Source organism: Proteus vulgaris (assembly GCF_033708015.1).
In the GTDB taxonomy this organism is placed as follows: domain Bacteria; phylum Pseudomonadota; class Gammaproteobacteria; order Enterobacterales; family Enterobacteriaceae; genus Proteus.
Genome location: NZ_CP137920.1, coordinates 1,054,724 through 1,077,193, shown reverse-complemented (window position 1 = coordinate 1,077,193; position 22,470 = coordinate 1,054,724). Strand labels below are relative to the sequence as shown.

12 protein-coding genes, 2 tRNA genes and 3 rRNA genes are annotated in these 22,470 nt (G+C 41.0%); 7 read left to right on the top strand and 10 right to left on the bottom strand.

Annotation, left to right across the window (positions count from 1 at the left end; genetic code table 11):
- Positions 1-412 precede the first annotated feature (412 nt).
- The 3 genes from mprA (at position 413) to emrB (ending at position 3,844) form a co-directional block, all read left to right on the top strand.
- Positions 413-940, top strand: a complete 528-nt coding sequence (gene mprA / locus SB028_RS05025) for a transcriptional repressor MprA (RefSeq protein WP_069370029.1) — start codon at positions 413-415, stop codon at positions 938-940.
- Positions 941-1,132: 192 nt separating this feature from the next.
- A complete protein-coding gene (emrA, locus tag SB028_RS05020) occupies positions 1,133-2,311 on the top strand; it encodes a multidrug efflux MFS transporter periplasmic adaptor subunit EmrA (RefSeq protein ID WP_069370028.1) in 1,179 nt (392 codons plus the stop codon).
- A 15-nt stretch (positions 2,312-2,326) separates the two neighbouring features.
- Positions 2,327-3,844: a multidrug efflux MFS transporter permease subunit EmrB gene (gene emrB, locus SB028_RS05015; RefSeq protein ID WP_069370027.1), complete on the top strand. Its 1,518-nt coding sequence runs from the start codon at positions 2,327-2,329 to the stop codon at positions 3,842-3,844.
- Between the two features lie 93 nt (positions 3,845-3,937).
- On the opposite strand, the gene SB028_RS05010 is transcribed toward emrB, so the two are convergent.
- Both SB028_RS05010 and SB028_RS05005 read right to left on the bottom strand, forming a co-directional pair.
- Positions 3,938-5,101 (bottom strand): tRNA/rRNA methyltransferase, encoded by a 1,164-nt coding sequence (locus SB028_RS05010; protein WP_069370026.1) that lies wholly within the window; start codon positions 5,099-5,101, stop codon positions 3,938-3,940.
- Positions 5,102-5,275: 174 nt separating this feature from the next.
- Entirely contained in the window at positions 5,276-6,331 is a 1,056-nt protein-coding gene (locus SB028_RS05005; RefSeq protein WP_069370025.1) for a hypothetical protein, read from the bottom strand.
- A 139-nt stretch (positions 6,332-6,470) separates the two neighbouring features.
- On the opposite strand from SB028_RS05005, the gene SB028_RS05000 reads away from it, so the two are divergent.
- The 4 genes from SB028_RS05000 to SB028_RS04985 all read left to right on the top strand — a co-directional run bounded on the left by SB028_RS05000 (position 6,471) and on the right by SB028_RS04985 (position 11,894).
- Complete coding sequence (locus SB028_RS05000; RefSeq protein WP_069370116.1) at positions 6,471-7,172, top strand: tRNA-uridine aminocarboxypropyltransferase; 702 nt, start codon at positions 6,471-6,473, stop codon at positions 7,170-7,172.
- Between the two features lie 28 nt (positions 7,173-7,200).
- On the top strand, positions 7,201-9,870 hold the full coding sequence (locus tag SB028_RS04995; protein ID WP_069370024.1) for a bifunctional acetate--CoA ligase family protein/GNAT family N-acetyltransferase: 2,670 nt from the start codon (positions 7,201-7,203) through the stop codon (positions 9,868-9,870).
- 178 nt (positions 9,871-10,048) lie between these two features.
- On the top strand, positions 10,049-11,407 hold the full coding sequence (pssA, locus tag SB028_RS04990; RefSeq protein ID WP_069370023.1) for a CDP-diacylglycerol--serine O-phosphatidyltransferase: 1,359 nt from the start codon (positions 10,049-10,051) through the stop codon (positions 11,405-11,407).
- Between the two features lie 139 nt (positions 11,408-11,546).
- A complete protein-coding gene (locus SB028_RS04985) occupies positions 11,547-11,894 on the top strand; it encodes a YfiM family lipoprotein (RefSeq protein WP_069370022.1) in 348 nt (115 codons plus the stop codon).
- Positions 11,895-11,977: 83 nt separating this feature from the next.
- On the opposite strand, the gene rrf is transcribed toward SB028_RS04985, so the two are convergent.
- The 8 genes from rrf to rluD form a co-directional block, all read right to left on the bottom strand.
- A 5S ribosomal RNA gene (rrf, locus tag SB028_RS04980) occupies positions 11,978-12,093 on the bottom strand.
- Positions 12,094-12,210: 117 nt separating this feature from the next.
- Positions 12,211-15,114 (bottom strand): 23S ribosomal RNA (locus SB028_RS04975).
- A gap of 338 nt (positions 15,115-15,452) precedes the next feature.
- Positions 15,453-15,528: transfer RNA gene (locus SB028_RS04970), tRNA-Ala, on the bottom strand.
- 132 nt (positions 15,529-15,660) lie between these two features.
- A tRNA-Ile gene (locus SB028_RS04965) sits at positions 15,661-15,737 on the bottom strand.
- Between the two features lie 71 nt (positions 15,738-15,808).
- Positions 15,809-17,351: ribosomal RNA gene (locus SB028_RS04960) — 16S ribosomal RNA — on the bottom strand.
- Together the 16S, 23S and 5S rRNA genes with 2 tRNA genes alongside form the textbook arrangement of a ribosomal RNA operon.
- A 582-nt stretch (positions 17,352-17,933) precedes the next feature.
- Positions 17,934-20,507: an ATP-dependent chaperone ClpB gene (gene clpB, locus SB028_RS04955; RefSeq protein WP_069367106.1), complete on the bottom strand. Its 2,574-nt coding sequence runs from the start codon at positions 20,505-20,507 to the stop codon at positions 17,934-17,936.
- 147 nt (positions 20,508-20,654) lie between these two features.
- The gene (gene yfiH, locus SB028_RS04950; protein ID WP_069367105.1) at positions 20,655-21,386 is read right to left on the bottom strand and encodes a purine nucleoside phosphorylase YfiH; all 732 of its coding nucleotides are present in this window, start codon (positions 21,384-21,386) and stop codon (positions 20,655-20,657) included.
- Positions 21,387-22,364 (bottom strand): 23S rRNA pseudouridine(1911/1915/1917) synthase RluD, encoded by a 978-nt coding sequence (gene rluD, locus SB028_RS04945; RefSeq protein ID WP_069367104.1) that lies wholly within the window; start codon positions 22,362-22,364, stop codon positions 21,387-21,389.
- Between the last annotated feature and the right edge of the window lie 106 nt (positions 22,365-22,470).

Genomic DNA, 22,470 nt, shown 5'->3' with positions numbered 1-22,470 from the left:
ATTACTATTAATGTATATCATCATCTCATTCTTTATTAAGAAAATTATATCAATCCACCCAATAAAGTATTGTATGAATAATTTCATTTCAATACTATAAACATAGTAACAAATGATAGTAATAATAAATTTATTACGTGTTTTATCGTAAAAAATGATCCCTTTTTTCGCAAATAGACTACTATTCATTGTCAGATAAGTGATAAATTGATTTTATTAACTTATTGCAAAGAGATAAGTACCTATCCTTTTTTTTGTGTTATCATTCAGAAAATTTATGAATCAGGTAACATAATCAAAAAAACATAGTGACTATAAATAATAAAAATTGCTAAATTGTGTGTTTAATATACCATTTAACATGTTGATAACAGCATTATCCTAATTTTCGAAACTAACAAGGTGTCTAAAAATGGAAAGCTCATTTACGCCAACAGAAGAATTACTAAACACTCGCGCTACACAACAGAAATCGCTTAACAAAGATATTCCTTATCAAGAAATATTGTTAACTCGTCTTTCTATGCATGTTCAAAGCAAGCTTCTTGAAAGTCGTAATAATATGTTGAAGTCTCAGGGCATTAACGAGACATTATTTATGGCACTAATGATTTTAGATACGACAGAAAATCGTAGTATTCAACCATCAGAATTAAGTGCAGCTTTAGGTTCTTCAAGAACAAATGCAACGCGTATTGCTGATGAGCTTGAAAAACAAGGTTGGATTGAACGTCGTGAAAGCCATAATGACCGCCGTTGTTTACATCTCCATTTAACTGATGCTGGTGAAGAGTTTTTAAATAGCTTATTACCCCCGCAACATCAGTGTTTAAAACAAATTTGGTCTGTATTAGATCAATCGGAACAAAAACAGCTTGAGACACTAATGCGTAAGTTATTATTACAATTAGATACGTTAGCTGAAAAAGATTGTGAATAAGTAGCATAATAAATAGTTTTATTGATCTAATCCTATTTACGCCATAAATCGGCAAACATACTTACCCATTAGCATTTATAATTTACCTTCACGCTAATAATTATTCTAAGATTGACTTTATAATTATGTTTCCAGTTTTAAAACTGGAAACATAGCTAATGATGTTTTTCTGGTTCTATGGAGATCTTCTAAATGAGTGTTAATGAGGAAAATATCCCCCCTCAGGCTCCCATTCGCAATAAAAAACGAACTCGCCGAAATGTTCTACTGTTGCTAACTATTCTATTTATTATTGCTGGTGCAGCTTATACAGCTTATTGGTTTATGGTGTTAAGACATCATGAAACAACAGATAATGCTTATGTAACAGGCAATCAAATCATGGTGATGCCACAGATTTCTGGTTCTGTTACCACTGTTTATGTGGATAACACCGATTTTGTAAAAGCCGGTGACCCCTTAGTTTTATTAGATTCAAGTGATGAAAAACTGGCACTAGAAAAAGCAAAAACAGCATTAGCGAATAGTGTTCGCCAAATGCATCAACAAATCATCAACGGTCGTCAATTAAAAGCAAACATCGTTTTACGCGAAACAGAACTCACTAAATTACAAAATGATCTTCGTCGCCGTGAGGTTTTAGGCGAACGCAATGTTATTGGTAAAGAAGAACTTCAACATGCAAGAGAAGCGGTTTCCACCGCAAGAGCGGCTTTAGACGTTGCAAAAGAGCAATATAATGCTAATCAGGCAATTATCTTAAACACGCCAATTGCAAAACAACCCTCTGTTTTGCAAGCATCAACCGATGTTCGTAATGCATGGCTGGCCTTAGAACGCACTAAAATTTTAAGTCCAACAGATGGTTATGTTTCACGTCGTAGTGTTCAAGTTGGTGCGCAAGTCTCACCAGGTAAACCGTTAATGGCTGTTATTCCTATAACGGGTATGTGGATTGATGCCAATTTTAAAGAAACACAGCTCGCCAATATGCGTATTGGTCAACCAGCAAAGATCACAACTGATTTTTATGGGAAAAAAGTGATTTATCACGGTACTGTATTAGGTTTAGATATGGGGACTGGTAGTGCTTTCTCATTATTACCTGCGCAAAATGCCAGTGGTAACTGGATAAAAGTTGTTCAACGCTTACCTGTTCGTATTTCATTAGATGAAAAAGAATTAGCTGAAAAACCATTGCGTATAGGGCTTTCTTCTGAAGTGACTGTTGATACGATTAACCTTGATGGAAAAGTATTATCACACAGCGAGCGCCAACAACCTGCTTACCATACGGATGTTTTAACTATTGAGATGTCAGAGATTAATAAACTGATCAATGAAATCATTGAACAAAATGCGGGACAATAAAGGCGAGGTGTAAAGGTGATCAAAGAGCCATTACAAGGAGGAAAACTTGCCTTAATGACCATCGCTCTTGCGTTGGCAACCTTTATGCAAGTTCTCGATTCTACAATCGCTAACGTAGCCATTCCAACTATTGCAGGAAACTTAGGTGCTTCTAACTCACAGGGAACTTGGGTTATTACCTCTTTTGGTGTGGCGAATGCTATTTCTATCCCAATTACAGGTTGGTTAGCAAAACGTATTGGTGAAGTTCGACTCTTTATGTGGTCAACGGCACTTTTTGCGTTAACCTCTTGGCTTTGTGGAATCTCACAAAGCCTTGAAATGCTTATTTTCTTTCGTGTGCTTCAAGGTTTAGTTGCCGGACCGCTTATTCCTTTATCTCAAAGTTTGTTATTGAATAACTATCCACCAGCAAAACGAAATATGGCACTTGCCCTATGGTCTGTGACCATTGTTGTTGCGCCGATTTTAGGGCCTATTTTAGGTGGTTACATCAGTGATAACTATCATTGGGGATGGATATTTTTTATTAACGTTCCATTTGGTGTGTTGATTATTATGTGTATATCAAACACCTTAGCAGGACGCGAAACAAAAACTGAAATTAAGCCCATCGATACTATTGGTCTTGTTTTACTCGTTGTAGGTATAGGCGCTTTACAAATCATGCTCGATCAGGGTAAAGAGCTCGATTGGTTTAATTCGACAGAAATTATCGTCCTCGCCATTGTTGCTGTGGTTGCACTTAGCTTCTTAATTGTTTGGGAGTTAACAGATGATCACCCAGTGATAGACCTTTCACTCTTTAAAAGCCGAAACTTTACCATTGGTTGTGTCACTCTCAGCCTCGCCTATATGATCTATTTTGGTACTATCGTTTTATTGCCACTGCTTTTACAAGAAGTCTTTGGCTATACAGCAACATGGGCAGGATTAGCATCAGCATCAGTTGGTTTATTACCTTTAATAATCACTCCGATTATAGGTAAGTTTGGTGGTAAAGTGGATTTACGCTATATCATCAGCTTCAGCTTTATTATGTTTTCTGTCTGTTTTTATTGGCGAGCCTATACCTTCGAGCCAGGAATGGATTTTGCCACTGTGGCGTGGCCTCAATTCTGGCAAGGTTTAGCTGTTGCATGTTTCTTTATGCCATTAACCACAATGACATTATCTGGATTACCGCCAGAAAAAATGGCATCAGCATCAAGTCTTTCAAACTTTTTAAGAACATTAGCTGGGGCAATTGGTGCATCATTAACCACAACAATTTGGACACAAAGAGAGTCACTTCACCATGAAACCTTTGTAGAAAAAATTAATCCGCTCGATCCTGATTCTCAAATGGCGTACCAACAAATGAATGATCTTGGTCTTTCCAATGAACAAGCATCAGCCTATTTGGCAAGGACGATCACAGAGCAAGGTTTAATTATTTCAGCCAATGAGATTTTTTGGTTAGCGGCAGGTATTTTTCTCATCATGATGATCGTGGTTTGGTTTGCTAAACCGCCATTTACACCAGGAAAATAATGTATTAGTACCGCTCTTATCAATAAAAATCCCGCTTAAAAATCATATTATTAAGCGGGATTTTTTATATTATTCTTTAAAGTAATAAAACGATTAGCCTTGGTGTTGACGCCACCATTCCGCTAATAATACACCAGAAGCCACAGAGACGTTTAAGCTTTCAACATGCCCTGTTCCACCGATGTAAATACTCATATCACCTTGATTTAAGGTACTTTCACTTAGGCCATCTTTCTCTTGACCCAAGATAAGAACCATTTTCGCTGGTAATTGTACTTTTGATAATGGCACACTGCCTTTATGGCTTGAGGTTGCCACCAGCGTATAACCCGCTTTTTTAAATTTATCTAACGTTTGAGCAAAGTTATCAGCATCAATACCTTGGATATATTCAGCACCACCTTCTGCGGTACGCACAGCTGCACCCGATTCTAATACAGCAGAATCAGGAGAGATAACACCTTTTATACCAAAGTGCGCACAACTACGCATAATTGCACCAACGTTATGTGGATTTCCCACATCTTCAAGTGCTAATACGCAATCATGTTCAGGTGCATCTTTCAGATAGGTTTCTGCATCATGGCCGACACGTTTTTTAATTAAGAAGCATACGCCACCATGGTGATCAGTACGAGCGGCTTTGACCATCTCTTCTTCTTCAACAACGTGATAGGCTTTACGGTTTGCTGCCATCCATTTTAGTGCATCACGAAAACGTGGTGTCACATCTTGTAAAAACCAAGCGCGAACAATGGCATCAGGACGATTTTTAAACATTGCCTGACAAGCATTTTCACCATAAATACGTGTTTCTTCTAAACGTTGGCGGCGCAACTGTTCAGGATCGATTTGGCTCTTACCGGTAATGCCATCGTGCTCTTTAATTGCCTCTTCACCTGCTGGGCGAGAAATCGTTTTCCATGGAGAAAAACTTCCGCCTTCGCTATCGCGAGAAGGTTTTGATTCATTACGTGACGCGCCACGCCCTGAAGGCTTACCTGCACCGCGGTCATCACGACGAGAAAATTTGTTATCACCACGTCTGTTATCACGATTTTTATCATCGCGGTTATCACCACGTCTATTATCACGATTTTTGTCGTCACGGTTATTACCGCGTTTATTATCACGGCTATCACCACGACCATTTTCAGGACGGCGGGATGGTTTTTTAGGTTTATTATCGGCATTGTCCTCACTGCGGACATACATCACTTTTACTTTGCCGTTTTTACCTTCATAAGAATCGTTCATTTGTCTCTCCAACTGCAATAGGGGCGCAGATTACATGATAGTTTAGCAACTGTCACCGAGAGAATCACGCAGAGTAAGAGATAAACCTATATCAAAAAAACCTCTCTTTAAAAATAAGATTAGATTTAACTTTTTTTTAATAAAAAATAATCGATATATCAATATGTAAGAAAGTTATTCATTACTAAATTTAACAAAACAAAAAAGTGTATCCATGATCAATTTTTTCCTAAAATCATGATTAAATGTGGCTTGCTCTTCATCACTCTGGCTAAGAAAAGTTTTCCCCGTATTCCGTAATACGGTTTCTATTGTGGATGTTAAATCTGCTACTTTTTCAGTATTTAATTTATTTTGTAAATTATCAATATAATTAAGAGCAAAAAGACCACACCCATTCGGTACATTTTTTTGTAAGTTATCGTCTATATTAAAGGTTCTAAATCCTTTTTCTTTTAGCCTAGTTAATAATTTATAACGTTCATCATTATTGTTTTTGTTTGAAGATAATGAATCACATAAAAAACAGCTATCTTTATAAGTAAATACTGCAACCCAATGGTTATTGTTGACTAAAACTACGTAATTTTTTAACTCATCAGATTTTTTGTTATTTTCTATTTTTTTAAGCATTGTTTCATAGTGACCAATATCACATTGATAGGATTGAAGTGAAACCCAAGATTGTAATTCTGATGAAGAGATATAACGATTATGACTACTTACGCTTTCAGTACTATTAACCAACACGCTATCATTGCATTTCATGTTTAAATAATTATCAATCGCTGAGATAAAAACATTATTCCCGCTTCCCTGTTGTCCTGCAATCTCATCCCCACAAGCCATAGCACTTAATAAAGGTCGCTCTTTGAAATATTCTTTATCGTCTCTTACTTTTATTTCATAGAACGATTTAATTAATTCCTTAATATCTTCTTTTATCGAATCATTTAATTTAGAATAAATTAAATAGAGTTGGTTAGTGGCATATAGGCTTATTTTTATATCATCATGAAACATGATGTTGACTAAATAATCTAAATCTTTTGAACTTCCATTTCTTACTGAATCGGCGAGTTCATTTATTTTATTTTTAGCAATTTCAAGATTGAGGCTCAAGCTATCATTATTAAAAACCTGAATATCAAAGATATCAAATAGATTTTTAATTTCATTATCTTTAATACTCTGTTGATTAGGTATAAAAGCGATTGGCGTTATACTCATAAATCACCATAATTTATTAAATAATAATAATCCTATTACCACCCTATAAATTAACTTTCATAAAAAAAACAACTGATAGTAGACCTTTGGGTATCATGATAAAATTCAATTCTTTTTTATGAGTATTGGTCAATCTGTTATGCATGACAATGCAGTCTCTCGACTTCGTCAATATCGACTTTCTATTTCAACTCGCCCTTTTAAAGCGCGAGGTTTTCGTACAAAACGTTGCACTTTTTGCTTATTACCTGAAAAACAGTGTCTTTGTAACACCATTGTCAATCAACCAGCAAAAAGCCAATTTTGTTTATTGATGTATGATACTGAAGTGATGAAGCCAAGCAATACGGGAAAATTAATTGCCGATGTATTACCAGACACACACGCTTTTTTATGGTCTCGAACCACTCCAGACCAAGCTTTGCTTGATCTAATCAATACACCAGATAGACAAGCTTATGTTGTTTTCCCCGAAAGCTATGCATCAAGTGAACGCGTTGTATACAACCAACTCCCTACCAATAGTAAACCCCCTTTGTTTATCCTTCTCGATGGTACTTGGAGTGAAGCACGCAAAATGTTTCGCAAAAGCCCCTATCTCAATTCATTGCCCCTCTTTTCTTTAAATGAGGCAAGTAAATGTGAGTACATCCTTCGCCAAGCAGCAAGAGAAGATCAGCATTGTACCGCAGAAGTGGCGGCTTCTATTTTAGAGAATGTCGGCGATATTCAAGCTTCACAACAGCTTTTTTCTCATTTTAGTTACTTTCGTCAACAATATTTACTTGGAAAACCAGACCGGAGTCAGGCAAAAGAAGAGCAAATCAGCTACATTGAATAGCAGTTGATAATGAAACTCTGGAGTAGATATGAGCCAAAGAGGTCTTGAAGCACTATTACGTCCTAAATCTATTGCGGTGATTGGTGCCTCTGAAAAATTAGGTCGAGCAGGAACCACCATGATGAAAAATTTGCTCAGTGGTGGATTTAATGGTCCAGTGTTTCCGATTAATCCCTCTCGTAGCTCAGTCTCAGGTGTTTTCACTTATCCTTCTATCGATAAGTTACCTCAAGTTCCTGATCTTGCGATTATTTGTACACATCATCGCCGTAATCTTGAGCTACTAAAACAATTAGGTGACTCGGGTTGCAAAGCCGTGATTGTGCTTTCTGCACAACCAGAACAATTTCAGCCAATAAAATTACTTTGCCAGCAATATCACATCCGTTTACTTGGCCCAAATAGTTTGGGACTTTTAGCACCGTGGCAAGGTTTAAATGCTAGCTTTTCACCTCTTCCGGTTAAAAAAGGAAAGTTAGCTTTTATTTCGCAATCAGCTGCTGTCGCCAACACAATTTTAGATTGGGCTTATTACCGTAATATCGGTTTTTCCTATTTTATTGCGTTAGGTGATAATCAAGATATTCAAGTCGATGATTTATTAGATTTTTTGGCAAGAGACAGTAAAACCAGTGCTATTTTATTGCATCTCGAACATATAAAAGATGCACGACGTTTTATGTCAGCATCGCGTAGTGCTTCTCGTAATAAACCGATTCTGGTGATAAAAAGTGGACGTACTCAAAAAGCTCAACTGTTATTGGGTGACACACCCAGTTATGACGTGGCTTATGATGCAGCTTTTCAACGTGCAGGTTTATTACGTGTACAAGATACCCATGAAATGTTTTCTGCAGTTGAAACACTTAGCTATATGACGCCTTTAAAAGGCGAAAGATTAATGATCATGAGTAATGGATCTGCACCTGCTGCGATGGCAATAGATGAACTCTTTCTCCATTCAGGAAAGCTCGCACAACTTACCTATGAAACAAAACAAAAACTACAAAGTGTTATTCAAGAAGAAAATGCCATTCGCAATCCACTAAACTTAGGTGATGATACAACCGTTGATCGTTATATTTTAGCATTGAATTGTTTGTTAGATAGCCATGATCATGATGCTTTACTCCTTATTCATACACCGAGTGCCATTGCTCCTAGCATTGAAACAGCACAACGCGTCATAGATGCCATCAATAAACACCCTAGACGTAAATGGCTTACCGTCTTCACTAACTGGGGGGGGGAGTATTCATCTCAGCAATCACGTAAATTATTTAGTGAAGCAGGAATTCCAACTTATCGAACACCTGAAGGTGCCGTCACCGCATTTATGCATATGGTGGAATATCGTCGAAACCAGAAACAGTTAAAAGAAACGCCTGCATTGCCTTTAGATGTCAAAATGAATACACGACAAGCACATCGTTGTATTGAAGAGGCATTAAAAAATAAGCAATATCGATTAGATACACACCAAGTTCAGCCAATTATGGAAGCTTATGGCTTTCATACACTGCCTACTTGGATTGCCCATAATGCGCAAGAAGCCGTTAGTATTGCTGAGAAAATTGGCTACCCTGTTGCACTGAAATTACGTTCTCCTGATATCCCTCATAAGTCCGAAGTGCAAGGTGTTATGCTTTATCTTCGAGACAGTACAGAAGTATCATCAGCAGCTCATGCGATTATAGAGCGGGTTACAGAACTCTACCCTCAAGCGCAAATTCAAGGTTTATTAGTGCAAAGTATGGCAAATAGAGCGGGTTCCCAAGAGTTACGGGTCGCAATAGAGCAAGATCCTATTTTTGGTCCATTAATTGTATTAGGTGAGGGAGGCGTTGAATGGCAAATAGAAACTAAAGCGGCTGTTGCTTTGCCTCCTCTTAATATGGCGCTTGCCCGTTATCTGGTTATTAATGCGATAAAAAGTGGAAAAATACAGCCTAGAAGCGCTTTACAACCCCTAAATATATTAAGTCTAAGCCATTTTTTAGTGCAGGTTTCTCACTTACTTTTAGATTGCCCACAAATTGTCAGATTAGATATTCATCCTCTACTGGCTTCAGGTAATGATTTTACATTACTCGATGTCGCGATGGAGTTAGCACCTCTACAAGGCGACCCTCATCAAAGACTGTCTATTCGCCCTTACCCCAATGAATTAGAAGAAACTTTTTTTCTAAGAGATAACAATCCTTGTTTTATCCGCCCAATCTTGCCAGAAGATGAGCCATTACTGAAAACATTTATAAACCAAGTAACAAAAGAAGATCTTTATTATCGCTATTTTAGTGAAATTAGTGAATTTACACATGACGATCTCGCGAATATGACACAGATTGACTACGATCGTGAAATGGCTTTTGTCGCGATTAGAAATCTCGAAGATCAACCTGAAATTATTGGGGTTGCCCGTGCGATGGCTGATCCCGATAATCAACATGCAGAATTTGCTATTCTTGTGCGTTCTGATTTAAAAGGAAATACTTTAGGTCATCAACTTATGACTAAACTGATCAACTATACTAGAGAGCATGGCATTAAACGTCTAACCGCGATAACAATGCCAGAAAATCGCAACATGATAAGTTTAGCGAAAAAACTGGGATTTTCTGTTGAAGTACAATTTGATGAAGGAATAGTCAATCTTGATTTACAACTTGGATCCTCAAAAGAGTCACCAATGCTATAATCATAAGAGAAAGTTTCTTTATGTGATTGTTCACGCATCCTTTGATAAATTAGCTATATATGATGATTTTATGCGTACATCCCATATAACTAATGTTATGATCAGAAGATCGGTTAAAGAAAATCCACATGGACGATGGCTCCATCAGCCATCATAAACAAGAGAATTAAGCACTGTGATGTTGTCTAAACTAAAACTTGCTAAGCATCAACAACACCTTGCACAACTGCCTAAATTAGCTCAGTCAGTTGCTGATGTTGAAACGCTTTATCAGACGTCCGCGTTTCGCAGCACCTTATTGAAATATATAGCTCAAGCAAAGAAAGAGATCTTTATTACGGCTCTTTACCTAGAGCACGATGAGGCGGGTGAAGAGATCCTTGATGCGCTTTACAGCGCAAAACAACAACGTCCTGAATTATCCATTACCGTTATTGTTGACTGGCACCGTGCTCAGCGTGGGCGTATTGGTGTCTCTGCTGATGCAACAAATGCAGATTGGTACTACCATGTTGCACAACAACACCCTGATATCGAGATCCCTATTTATGGTATTCCCGTAAACACTCGTGAAGCATTAGGAGTATTACACCTTAAAGGCTTTATCTTCGATGATACGATTATTTATAGTGGTGCAAGTATTAATAACGTTTACTTGCATAAACTGGATAAATATCGCTATGACAGATATCACATCATCCAAAATAGAGAATTAGCCTCCACAATGAAGCAATTTATTGTGACTGATCTTTTACAATCAGAAGCAATTCAACGATTGGATATCAAAGATAGAATTCGTTGTGCCGAAATTAAAAACTGTATTCGTCAATTTCGTTTTAATTTACGTACTCGTGATGGCTATGATATTAAAGCCAATGCTTCTAACAATGAACTGGCAGTAACACCTTTAATGGGTTTAGGTAAGAAGAATATCTTAAATAAGACAATTTCTCACCTTATGGCTTCTACTGAAGAAAAACTTGTTATTTGTACACCTTATTTTAATTTACCTGCGATCCTTGTACGCCAAATCAGTCATTTGTTAAGAAATGGCAAACAGGTCGAAATTATTATTGGTGATAAAACCGCAAATGACTTTTATATTCCCCCCGAAGAGCCATTTAAAATTATTGGTGCTCTACCTTATCTCTATGAGATCAATCTGCGTAAATTTACGCAACGTTTCCAACGATTTATTGATAATGACCAATTAACAGTAAGACTTTGGAAAGATAGCGATAACACCTATCACTTGAAGGGTCTGTGGGTAGATGATAACTGGCAATTAATTACTGGTAATAATCTTAATCCACGTGCATGGGGATTAGATTTAGAAAATGCCATATTAATTCATGATCCTAAACATGAATTGCATGAACAACGACATAAAGAGTTAGCGTGTATTCGCCAACACACAAGCGTTGTGAAACACTATCAAGATCTAGAAAGCATTAAGCTTTACCCACTAAAAGTGAAGAAATTAATCAAACGATTACGACGTATTCGTGTTGATAGATTAATCAGTCGTATACTTTAATCGACGCTTCATTTGATAAGCCTTGCTAAATAACAGCAAGGCTTTTTTGTTTGATAAAATTTTTTCTTAAATCATCCCTTATCTTTAATAATCCTCTATATTAAAAACACGCTTATCAATGAAAAGACTTTTATTTTTTATGAAACTAAAGCTTAAGTATCACTCTCTAATTATTTTATTATCAATAGTGATTTTAAATGGGTGCCAGTCATTTCATTTTGCCAATGATAATTGGAAAGGCAAAGATAAAGCCCAGCATTTTTTATTTTCAATGGCAGCATCTGCTGGTGCAAATGCGTATGCAGACCATCAAAATTATGGTTATAGAGAGGGATTATTAATTGGGCTCTCAGTTTCTATTAGTTTAGGTGCAGCAAAGGAGCTTTATGATAGTCGCCCAGATGGTACAGGCTGGAGCTGGCATGATTTCGCTTATGATGTTGCAGGGGCGGCGGCAGGTTCATTGCTTTATCAGCAATTAAAATAATGTTTCATCTCCAAAAAGTAAAATAGAGAACTCCAGACGCAAAAAAGCCAACCCATTGGGTTGGCTTTCTCGTCTTATTTAATGCCTGGCAGTTCCCTACTCTCACATGGGGAGACCCCACACTACCATCGGCGCTACAACGTTTCACTTCTGAGTTCGGCATGGGATCAGGTGGGACCGTTGCGCTATGGCCGCCAAGCAAATTCTGTTTTATTACCCGTCACTCACCCTTCAACGGCTCGTCACCAGTAATTATCAATCTTAAACAAGCTTACTTCATCGTTTCGTCTCTCTGACAAAACACCTTCGGTGTTGTCAGGTTAAGCCTCACGGTTCATTAGTACTGGTTAGCTCAACGTATCGCTACGCTTACACACCCAGCCTATCAACGTCTTAGTCTTAAACGTTCCTTTAGGTCACTCTAGGTGACAGGGAAGACTCATCTCGAGGCAAGTTTCCCGCTTAGATGCTTTCAGCGGTTATCTCTTCCGCACTTAGCTACCGGGCAATGCCATTGGCATGACAACCCGAACACCAGTGGTGCGTTCACTCCGGTCCTCTCGTACTAGGAGCAACCCCTCTCAATCTTCCAACGCCCACGGCAGATAGGGACCGAACTGTCTCACGACGTTCTAAACCCAGCTCGCGTACCACTTTAAATGGCGAACAGCCATACCCTTGGGACCTACTTCAGCCCCAGGATGTGATGAGCCGACATCGAGGTGCCAAACACCGCCGTCGATATGAACTCTTGGGCGGTATCAGCCTGTTATCCCCGGAGTACCTTTTATCCGTTGAGCGATGGCCCTTCCATTCAGAACCACCGGATCACTAAGACCTACTTTCGTACCTGCTCGAGCCGTCACTCTCACAGTCAAGCTGGCTTATGCCTTTGCACTAACCGCATGATGTCCGACCATGCTTAGCCAACCTTCGTGCTCCTCCGTTACTCTTTAGGAGGAGACCGCCCCAGTCAAACTACCCACCAGACACGGTCCCCGATCCAGATTATGGACCTAGGTTAGAACATCAAACGTTAAAGGGTGGTATTTCAAGGTTGACTCCATGCAGACTGGCGTCCACACTTCATAGTCTCCCACCTATCCTACACATCAAGGCTCAATGTTCAGTGTCAAGCTATAGTAAAGGTTCACGGGGTCTTTCCGTCTTGCCGCGGGTACACTGCATCTTCACAGCGAGTTCAATTTCACTGAGTCTCGGGTGGAGACAGCCTGGCCATCATTACGCCATTCGTGCAGGTCGGAACTTACCCGACAAGGAATTTCGCTACCTTAGGACCGTTATAGTTACGGCCGCCGTTTACTGGGGCTTCGATCAAGAGCTTCTCCCTAAGGATAACCCCATCAATTAACCTTCCAGCACCGGGCAGGCGTCACACCGTATACGTCCACTTTCGTGTTTGCACAGTGCTGTGTTTTTAATAAACAGTTGCAGCCAGCTGGTATCTTCGACTGGCTTCGGCTCCGTCCGCGAGGGACTTCACTTACCGCCAGCGTGCCTTCTCCCGAAGTTACGGCACCATTTTGCCTAGTTCCTTCACCCGAGTTCTCTCAAGCGCCTGAGTATTCTCTACCTGACCACCTGTGTCGGTTTGGGGTACGATTGTTGGTAACCTGAAGCTTAGAGGCTTTTCCTGGAAGCAGGGCATCAATTGCTTCACCACCTTAGTGGTTCGTCATCACACCTCAGCATTAAGTGACCGGATTTGCCTAATCACTCTGCCTACATGCTTGAACCGGGACGACCGTCGCCCGGACAACCTAGCCTTCTCCGTTCCCCCATCGCAGTTACCACCAGTACGGGAATATTAACCCGTTTCCCATCGACTACGCTTTTCAGCCTCGCCTTAGGGGTCGACTCACCCTGCCCCGATTAACGTTGGACAGGAACCCTTGGTCTTCCGGCGTGCGGGTTTTTCACCCGCATTATCGTTACTTATGTCAGCATTCGCACTTCTGATACCTCCAGCATACCTCACAGTACACCTTCGCAGGCTTACAGAACGCTCCCCTACCCAACAACACATAAGTGTCGCTGCCGCAGCTTCGGTGCATGGTTTAGCCCCGTTACATCTTCCGCGCGGGCCGACTCGACCAGTGAGCTATTACGCTTTCTTTAAATGATGGCTGCTTCTAAGCCAACATCCTGGCTGTCTGAGCCTTCCCACTTCGTTTCCCACTTAACCATGACTTTGGGACCTTAGCTGGCGGTCTGGGTTGTTTCCCTCTTCACGACGGACGTTAGCACCCGCCGTGTGTCTCCCGTGATAACATTCTTCGGTATTCGCAGTTTGCATCGAGTTGGTAAGTCGGGATGACCCCCTAGTCGAAACAGTGCTCTACCCCCGAAGATGAGTTCACGAGGCGCTACCTAAATAGCTTTCGGGGAGAACCAGCTATCTCCCGGTTTGATTGGCCTTTCACCCCCATCCACAAGTCATCCGCTAATTTTTCAACATTAGTCGGTTCGGTCCTCCAGTTAGTGTTACCCAACCTTCAACCTGCCCATGGATAGATCACCGGGTTTCGGGTCTATACCCTGCAACTCATTCGCCCAGTTAAGACTCGGTTTCCCTACGGCTCCCCTATACGGTTAACCTTGCTACAGAATATAAGTCGCTGACCCATTATACAAAAGGTACGCAGTCACCCCATAAAGAGGCTCCTACTGCTTGTACGTACACGGTTTCAGGTTCTTTTTCACTCCCCTCGCCGGGGTTCTTTTCGCCTTTCCCTCACGGTACTGGTTCACTATCGGTCAATCAGGAGTATTTAGCCTTGGAGGATGGTCCCCCCATATTCAGACAGGATAACACGTGTCCCGCCCTACTCGTCGAGTTCACAATAACAGCATCTTCGGATACGGGGCTATCACCCTTTACTGCCGGACTTTCCAGACCGTTCTCCTGATGCTGCCATTGATTAAGACTCTGGGCTGCTCCCCGTTCGCTCGCCGCTACTAGGGGAATCTCGGTTGATTTCTTTTCCTCGGGGTACTGAGATGTTTCAGTTCTCCCGGTTCGCCTCATTAACCTATGTATTCAGTTAATGATAATATCCATGGGATATTGGGTTTCCCCATTCGGAAATCGTCGGGTATAACGGTTCATATCACCTTACCGACGCTTATCGCAGATTAGCACGTCCTTCATCGCCTCTGATTGCCTAGGCATCCACCGTGTACGCTTATTCGCTTAACCTCACAACCCGAAGATGTTTCTCTCGAAGACGACTTTAAAGGTCATGGCTACACAAGCATCAATTCGTTGTTGGGCAGTGCTCGTAATGCTCACATACTTAAGTATGCTGCGCTTACTGCGCGCTGTCCGCCTAGAATTGCTGTTGTTCGCTCATGACACTCGCCTTGGAGTATCACAAATTCAAGGTCTGAGATTTTGAGAGACTCATCAATATACCTCGGTGATATATTGATTTGTTTTCAATTTTTCAGCTTGTTCCAGATTGTTAAAGAGCAAAATAATTCGCAGTATACTATTGCTAATATACTCTGAATTATTCATTTATATTCAAGAGATTATGGTGGAGCTAAGCGGGATCGAACCGCTGACCTCCTGCGTGCAAGGCAGGCGCTCTCCCAGCTGAGCTATAGCCCCATAATGCAGTCGAAATAACCAGTGTTTCAACCATTATCTTTTTCAAGATAAATCGACTTGAGACAAGGCGTGAAATAACGAAGTTTACTCAAAGTAAACGAGTTCTTTCACAACGCAGTATTCAAGGCGATTTGGTAGGCCTGAGTGGACTTGAACCACCGACCTCACCCTTATCAGGGGTGCGCTCTAACCACCTGAGCTACAAGCCTATACCGGTATTTCTGCTCGTTCTTCATCAGACAATCTGTGTGAGCACTGCACATAACACGTATCTCTTAGGTAAGGAGGTGATCCAACCGCAGGTTCCCCTACGGTTACCTTGTTACGACTTCACCCCAGTCATGAATCACAAAGTGGTAAGCGCCCTCCCGAAGGTTAAGCTACCTACTTCTTTTGCAACCCACTCCCATGGTGTGACGGGCGGTGTGTACAAGGCCCGGGAACGTATTCACCGTAGCATTCTGATCTACGATTACTAGCGATTCCGACTTCATGGAGTCGAGTTGCAGACTCCAATCCGGACTACGACAGACTTTATGAGTTCCGCTTGCTCTCGCGAGGTCGCTTCTCTTTGTATCTGCCATTGTAGCACGTGTGTAGCCCTACTCGTAAGGGCCATGATGACTTGACGTCATCCCCACCTTCCTCCGGTTTATCACCGGCAGTCTCCTTTGAGTTCCCGCCATTACGCGCTGGCAACAAAGGATAAGGGTTGCGCTCGTTGCGGGACTTAACCCAACATTTCACAACACGAGCTGACGACAGCCATGCAGCACCTGTCTCAGCGTTCCCGAAGGCACTCCTCTATCTCTAAAGGATTCGCTGGATGTCAAGAGTAGGTAAGGTTCTTCGCGTTGCATCGAATTAAACCACATGCTCCACCGCTTGTGCGGGCCCCCGTCAATTCATTTGAGTTTTAACCTTGCGGCCGTACTCCCCAGGCGGTCGATTTAACGCGTTAGCTCCAGAAGCCACGGTTCAAGACCACAACCTCTAAATCGACATCGTTTACAGCGTGGACTACCAGGGTATCTAATCCTGTTTGCTCCCCACGCTTTCGCACCTGAGCGTCAGTCTTTGTCCAGGGGGCCGCCTTCGCCACCGGTATTCCTCCACATCTCTACGCATTTCACCGCTACACGTGGAATTCTACCCCCCTCTACAAGACTCTAGCCAACCAGTTTCAGATGCAATTCCCAAGTTAAGCTCGGGGCTTTCACATCTGACTTAATTGACCGCCTGCGTGCGCTTTACGCCCAGTAATTCCGATTAACGCTTGCACCCTCCGTATTACCGCGGCTGCTGGCACGGAGTTAGCCGGTGCTTCTTCTGCGGGTAACGTCAATTGATAAGGGTATTAACCTTATCACCTTCCTCCCCGCTGAAAGTACTTTACAACCCTAAGGCCTTCTTCATACACGCGGCATGGCTGCATCAGGCTTGCGCCCATTGTGCAATATTCCCCACTGCTGCCTCCCGTAGGAGTCTGGGCCGTGTCTCAGTCCCAGTGTGGCTGATCATCCTCTCAGACCAGCTAGAGATCGTCGCCTAGGTGAGCCATTACCCCACCTACTAGCTAATCCCATATGGGTTCATCCGATAGCGCAAGGTCCGAAGAGCCCCTGCTTTGGTCCGTAGACGTCATGCGGTATTAGCCACCGTTTCCAGTAGTTATCCCCCTCTATCGGGCAGATCCCCATACATTACTCACCCGTCCGCCGCTCGTCAGCAAGAAAGCAAGCTTTCTCCTGTTACCGCCCGACTTGCATGTGTTAGGCCTGCCGCCAGCGTTCAATCTGAGCCATGATCAAACTCTTCAATTAAAAGTGTTTGATGCTCAAAGAAATCGAAAACTTAGCTATTCATAAATGAATTTACTTTTGTTGTTCACTCTTCAAGACTTGATACATCTAATATTTTAGAAGATATCGTCTCTGCGAGTGCCCACACAGATTGTCTGATAATTTGTTAAAGAGCAGTGCAACATTCGCTGCCGTTTCCGGTCTTCTGCGTTGCTGCGAGGAGGTGCATTCTACATCTTCCTCATTGAGTGTCAAGCGTTTATTTTCAAGGCTTTTCACTTTTTTCTTCGTTCTCTCGACTAACTCACTTAGCGTGGTTTGCCGTGACAACGAGGGCGCATTATAGGGAGTTTTCTGAATGTGACAAGCATTATTTTAAAAAAAAACTTCGACAGCGCACTTAATAATCAAATTAACCTTTTTGGCACAAATAATAGACACTTTCTGGCTAAAAAAGTTTCAAATATAAAAAACGCCATTGACAGATTATCTTCATTCTTCCCAGCGAAAACACAAAACATAAAAAAAGAGGCTTATATAAGCCTCTTTTTCCGTTTCACATTATATCTTATTTATCGTAGTAAATAGAGAAGATGCTCTATATTACTGTTTTGCAATTATCTTATTATCATCTAAATCTAAGATAATCTCTTTGCCTGGTAATAATTTACCGGACAAGATATCTTGAGCTAATGGATTTTCAACCTCTTGCTGAATAGCCCGTTTCAATGGACGAGCACCATAAATTGGATCGAATCCAACTTCGCTCAATTTCTCTAATGCAGCGCCTGTGATCGTAACGTGATAACCACGTTCTTCTAAACGCTGGTATAAACGACGTAACTGAATTTGTGCAATCGCTGCAATGTTTTCTTTACCTAATGGGTGGAATACCACAACCTCATCAATACGGTTAATAAACTCTGGTCTAAAATGATGGCCAACAACATCCATCACAATGGTTTTCATTTCAGGGTAATCAATTGTTCCGAATCGTTCTTGAATTAAATCAGACCCCAAGTTCGATGTCATGATCACAACTGTATTACGAAAATCAACTGTTCTACCTTGTCCATCTGTTAAACGACCATCATCCAATACTTGTAATAAGATATTGAATACATCTGGGTGCGCTTTTTCAACTTCATCTAACAAGATGACTGAATAAGGGCGACGACGAACGGCTTCTGTTAAATACCCACCTTCTTCATAACCAACATATCCTGGAGGCGCACCCACTAAACGAGAAACGGAGTGTTTTTCCATAAATTCAGACATATCGATACGAACCATTGCATCATCACTATCAAACAAGAAGTTCGCTAATGCTTTACACAACTCCGTTTTACCAACCCCCGTAGGTCCTAAGAATAAGAACGAACCGATTGGGCGATTAGGATCAGATAATCCAGCGCGACTACGGCGGATAGCATTAGATACAGCACTCACAGCCTCAGCCTGACCAATAACGCGTCTATGTAGCTCTTGTTCCATTCTTAGCAATTTTTCACGTTCCCCTTCTAGCATTCTAGAGACAGGAATACCGGTCCAACGGGCTAAGATTTCTGCAATTTCAGCATCAGTGACTTTATTACGTAACAACTTCATATGCTTATCTTCAGCTTTATTAGCTTCAGCAAGCTGTTTTTCTAATGTTGGAATTTGTCCATATTGGATCTCTGACATTTTTGCCAAATCACCACTACGTCGAGCTTGCTCTAATGTGATACGAGCCTGCTCTAATTCAGATTTAATATGTTGAGTGCCTGTAAGCTCAGCTTTTTCCGCTTTCCATTCTTCTTCTAAAACAGAATACTCTTTTTCTTTTTCAGCAAGTTCTTCATTTAGCATATCTAAACGTTTCTTACTTGCATCATCAGACTCTTTTTGCAGTGCTTGTTGTTCGAGTTTAAGTTGAATAATACGTCTATCAAGCCTATCTAACGCCTCAGGTTTTGAATCCATTTGCATTCGTAAGCTTGCACCTGCTTCATCAATTAAATCAATCGCTTTATCTGGCAACATACGGTCAGAAATATAACGATGAGATAAAGTCGCCGCAGCAACAATTGCAGGGTCTGTAATTTGAACATGATGATGAAGTTCATAACGTTCTTTCAGACCACGTAAAATAGCGATAGTATCTTCAACGGTTGGCTCAGCCACATACACTTTTTGGAAACGACGCTCTAATGCCGCATCTTTTTCAATATATTGACGATATTCGTCAAGTGTTGTTGCCCCCACACAGTGTAATTCCCCACGAGCTAATGCAGGCTTTAACATATTTCCCGCATCCATAGCACCGTCAGCTTTACCAGCCCCAACCATTGTATGTAATTCATCAATAAACAGGATGACACTGCCTTCTTGTTTAGATAAATCATTTAAAACAGCTTTCAAACGTTCTTCAAACTCACCACGATATTTGGCGCCCGCTAATAGAGAACCCATATCTAAAGAAAGTACACGCTTATTCTTTAACCCTTCAGGAACTTCACCATTAACAATACGTTGAGCTAACCCTTCAACAATCGCCGTTTTACCTACACCAGGCTCACCAATAAGCACTGGATTGTTTTTAGTACGGCGTTGTAGAACTTGAATGGTTCTTCTTATTTCTTCATCACGACCAATAACAGGATCGAGTTTGCCTTGTTCCGCTCTTTCCGTTAAATCCACAGTATATTTTTTCAATGCCTGACGCTGGTCTTCTGCATTTTGATCGTTCACTGTTTCTCCACCACGTATTTTTTCAATTGCTATCTCGAGACTTGCTTTATTCGCTCCGGCGGCTTTTAGCATGTCAGCAACTTGACCACCGGTTTCCATGGCCGCTAAAAGGAAGAGCTCTGACGAAATAAATTCGTCACCTTTTTTCTGTGCCAATTTATCGCACAAATTAAGGTGCTTAATTAAATCATTTGAGGGATGAACCTCTCCACCAGCACCTTCGACTTTAGGTAATCGAGACAAAGCATCATTAATTCGCTCATTAAATTGCAATGCATTAACACCTACGGATGTTAATAGAGGGCGAATTGAGCCACCTTGTTGATTAAATAACGCACTCAGTAAATGTATGGGTTCTATAAATTGATTATCGTTCCCAAGTGCCAATGACTGGGCGTCTGCGAGAGCTTGCTGGAATTTATTGGTTAATTTATCCAGACGCATAACACCTCCAAGAAAAATTTAAAGTAAAATTCGTAACTGGAGAATAGATGAGGTCATTTTGACGATATTCAAGCTCAAAATAGAAATTTTGAGCAAAAATATTCATCAATATTTGAGATAAGTGAGAAAAACGTTAAGAGGAAAGTTTTATTTAATCCAGATTAATGATGCCATTCGCCCTGTTACATGCTCTCGTCTATAAGAAAAGAAACGTGATGGATCCGTTACAGTACAAAAATCACCACCATAAATCTGGGTTACTCCACTTTCCTGTAAGATTAATCTCGCTAACATATAAATATTAGCTAAGTATTTACCATTGTGGGAAATAAATGCAGATTCAAAGGCTATATTTTTTTCTATAAACGCCAAACGGACTTCAGCCCCCACCTCAAAAGCGGTGGGTCCAATTGCCGGTCCTAACCATGCCATAATTTGATCTTTAGGAGCTTTAAAGTGTGCAAGTGTATTTTGTAATACACCATGGCAAAGCCCTCTCCATCCACCATGAGCTGCGCCAACTTCTGTTCCATCAACCGTTGTAAAAAGGACAGGCAAACAATCTGCCGTCATAATTGCGCAAACTTTTTTCACCGTAGAGGTGTAAAGGGCATCACCTTGTATTTCATTATTTTTCTCAGCACTTAGCGTAACAACATGAGTGCCATGAACTTGTTCAAGCCATAGTGGCATTTCAGGCAACTGAGCTTGCTGACACAATCTGCGTCTATTTTCTTCGACATCAGATAGTTTATCACCAACATGAGCGCCTAAATTCAGGCTATTATAAGGTGGCAGACTCACTCCCCCCTCTCTCAAGGTACTGCAAGCCCCAATATTTTCAGGTTGTGGCCAATCTGGAAAAATTAATGAAGTCATTTACCAATCCATTTCATCTTTGAACTGTTCAACGTCAGCTTTTAGCACATCAATCAGCTTAACCATATCATCAGGTAATGGTGCATGCCATTCCATTTCAATACCTGTTATTGGATGATAAAGGCGTAGCATCGTTGCATGTAGAGCCTGTCTATCAAATAAACGTAACGTTTCACGTAATTCATCTGATGCCCCTTTTAAAGGACGAGGTCTTCCTGCATAAAGCTGATCACCAATTAAAGCATGGTGAATATGTGCCATATGAACACGAATTTGGTGAGTACGGCCAGTTTCTAAACGTAAACGTAAACGCGTATGAGCACGGAAATGCTCCATAACACGATAATGTGTTACCGCTGGTTTACCCATTGGGTGAACAGCCATATGAGTCCGTTTAGTTGGATGTCGAGAAATAGGTTCATTCACTACTCCTCCAGCAGTCATTCTTCCTGTTGCAACCGCTTCATACTCACGCGTGATTTCACGACGTTGTAAAGCTTCTACCAAATGCGTTTGAGCAGGAACTGTTTTTGCAACAACCATTAAACCTGTTGTGTCTTTATCTAATCGATGGACAATACCTGCACGAGGGACATTAGCAATCTCTGGATAGCGATAAAGTAATGCGTTTAATACGGTGCCATCAGGGTTACCAGCACCAGGATGCACAACGAGATCTCTTGGCTTATTGATAACTAAAATATCATCATCTTCATAGACGATATTTAACGGAATATTCTGAGGCTCCCAACGAACTTCCTCTTCAATTAAGGCATCGACTTCAATTTTTTCACCGCCAAGCATTTTTTCTTTTGGCTTATTGATGATTTTATCGTTAACCTGCACTCTATTGTCTAAGATCCACTCTTTTATACGAGATCTTGAATAATCAGGGAACATTTCGGCCAAAGCCTGATCTAAGCGTTGACCCAGCTGTGAATCTGCGACTGTAGCATTAAGTCGTATTTGTTGAGACATAAATAATTTTCTATTAATTAAGTTAGTGTTTTGACGGCACAGCCGTTTCATTTAAAATGAGTTATAGTGTAACCGATTTCAGGGGAGCTTCACGGAGAGACTCCCC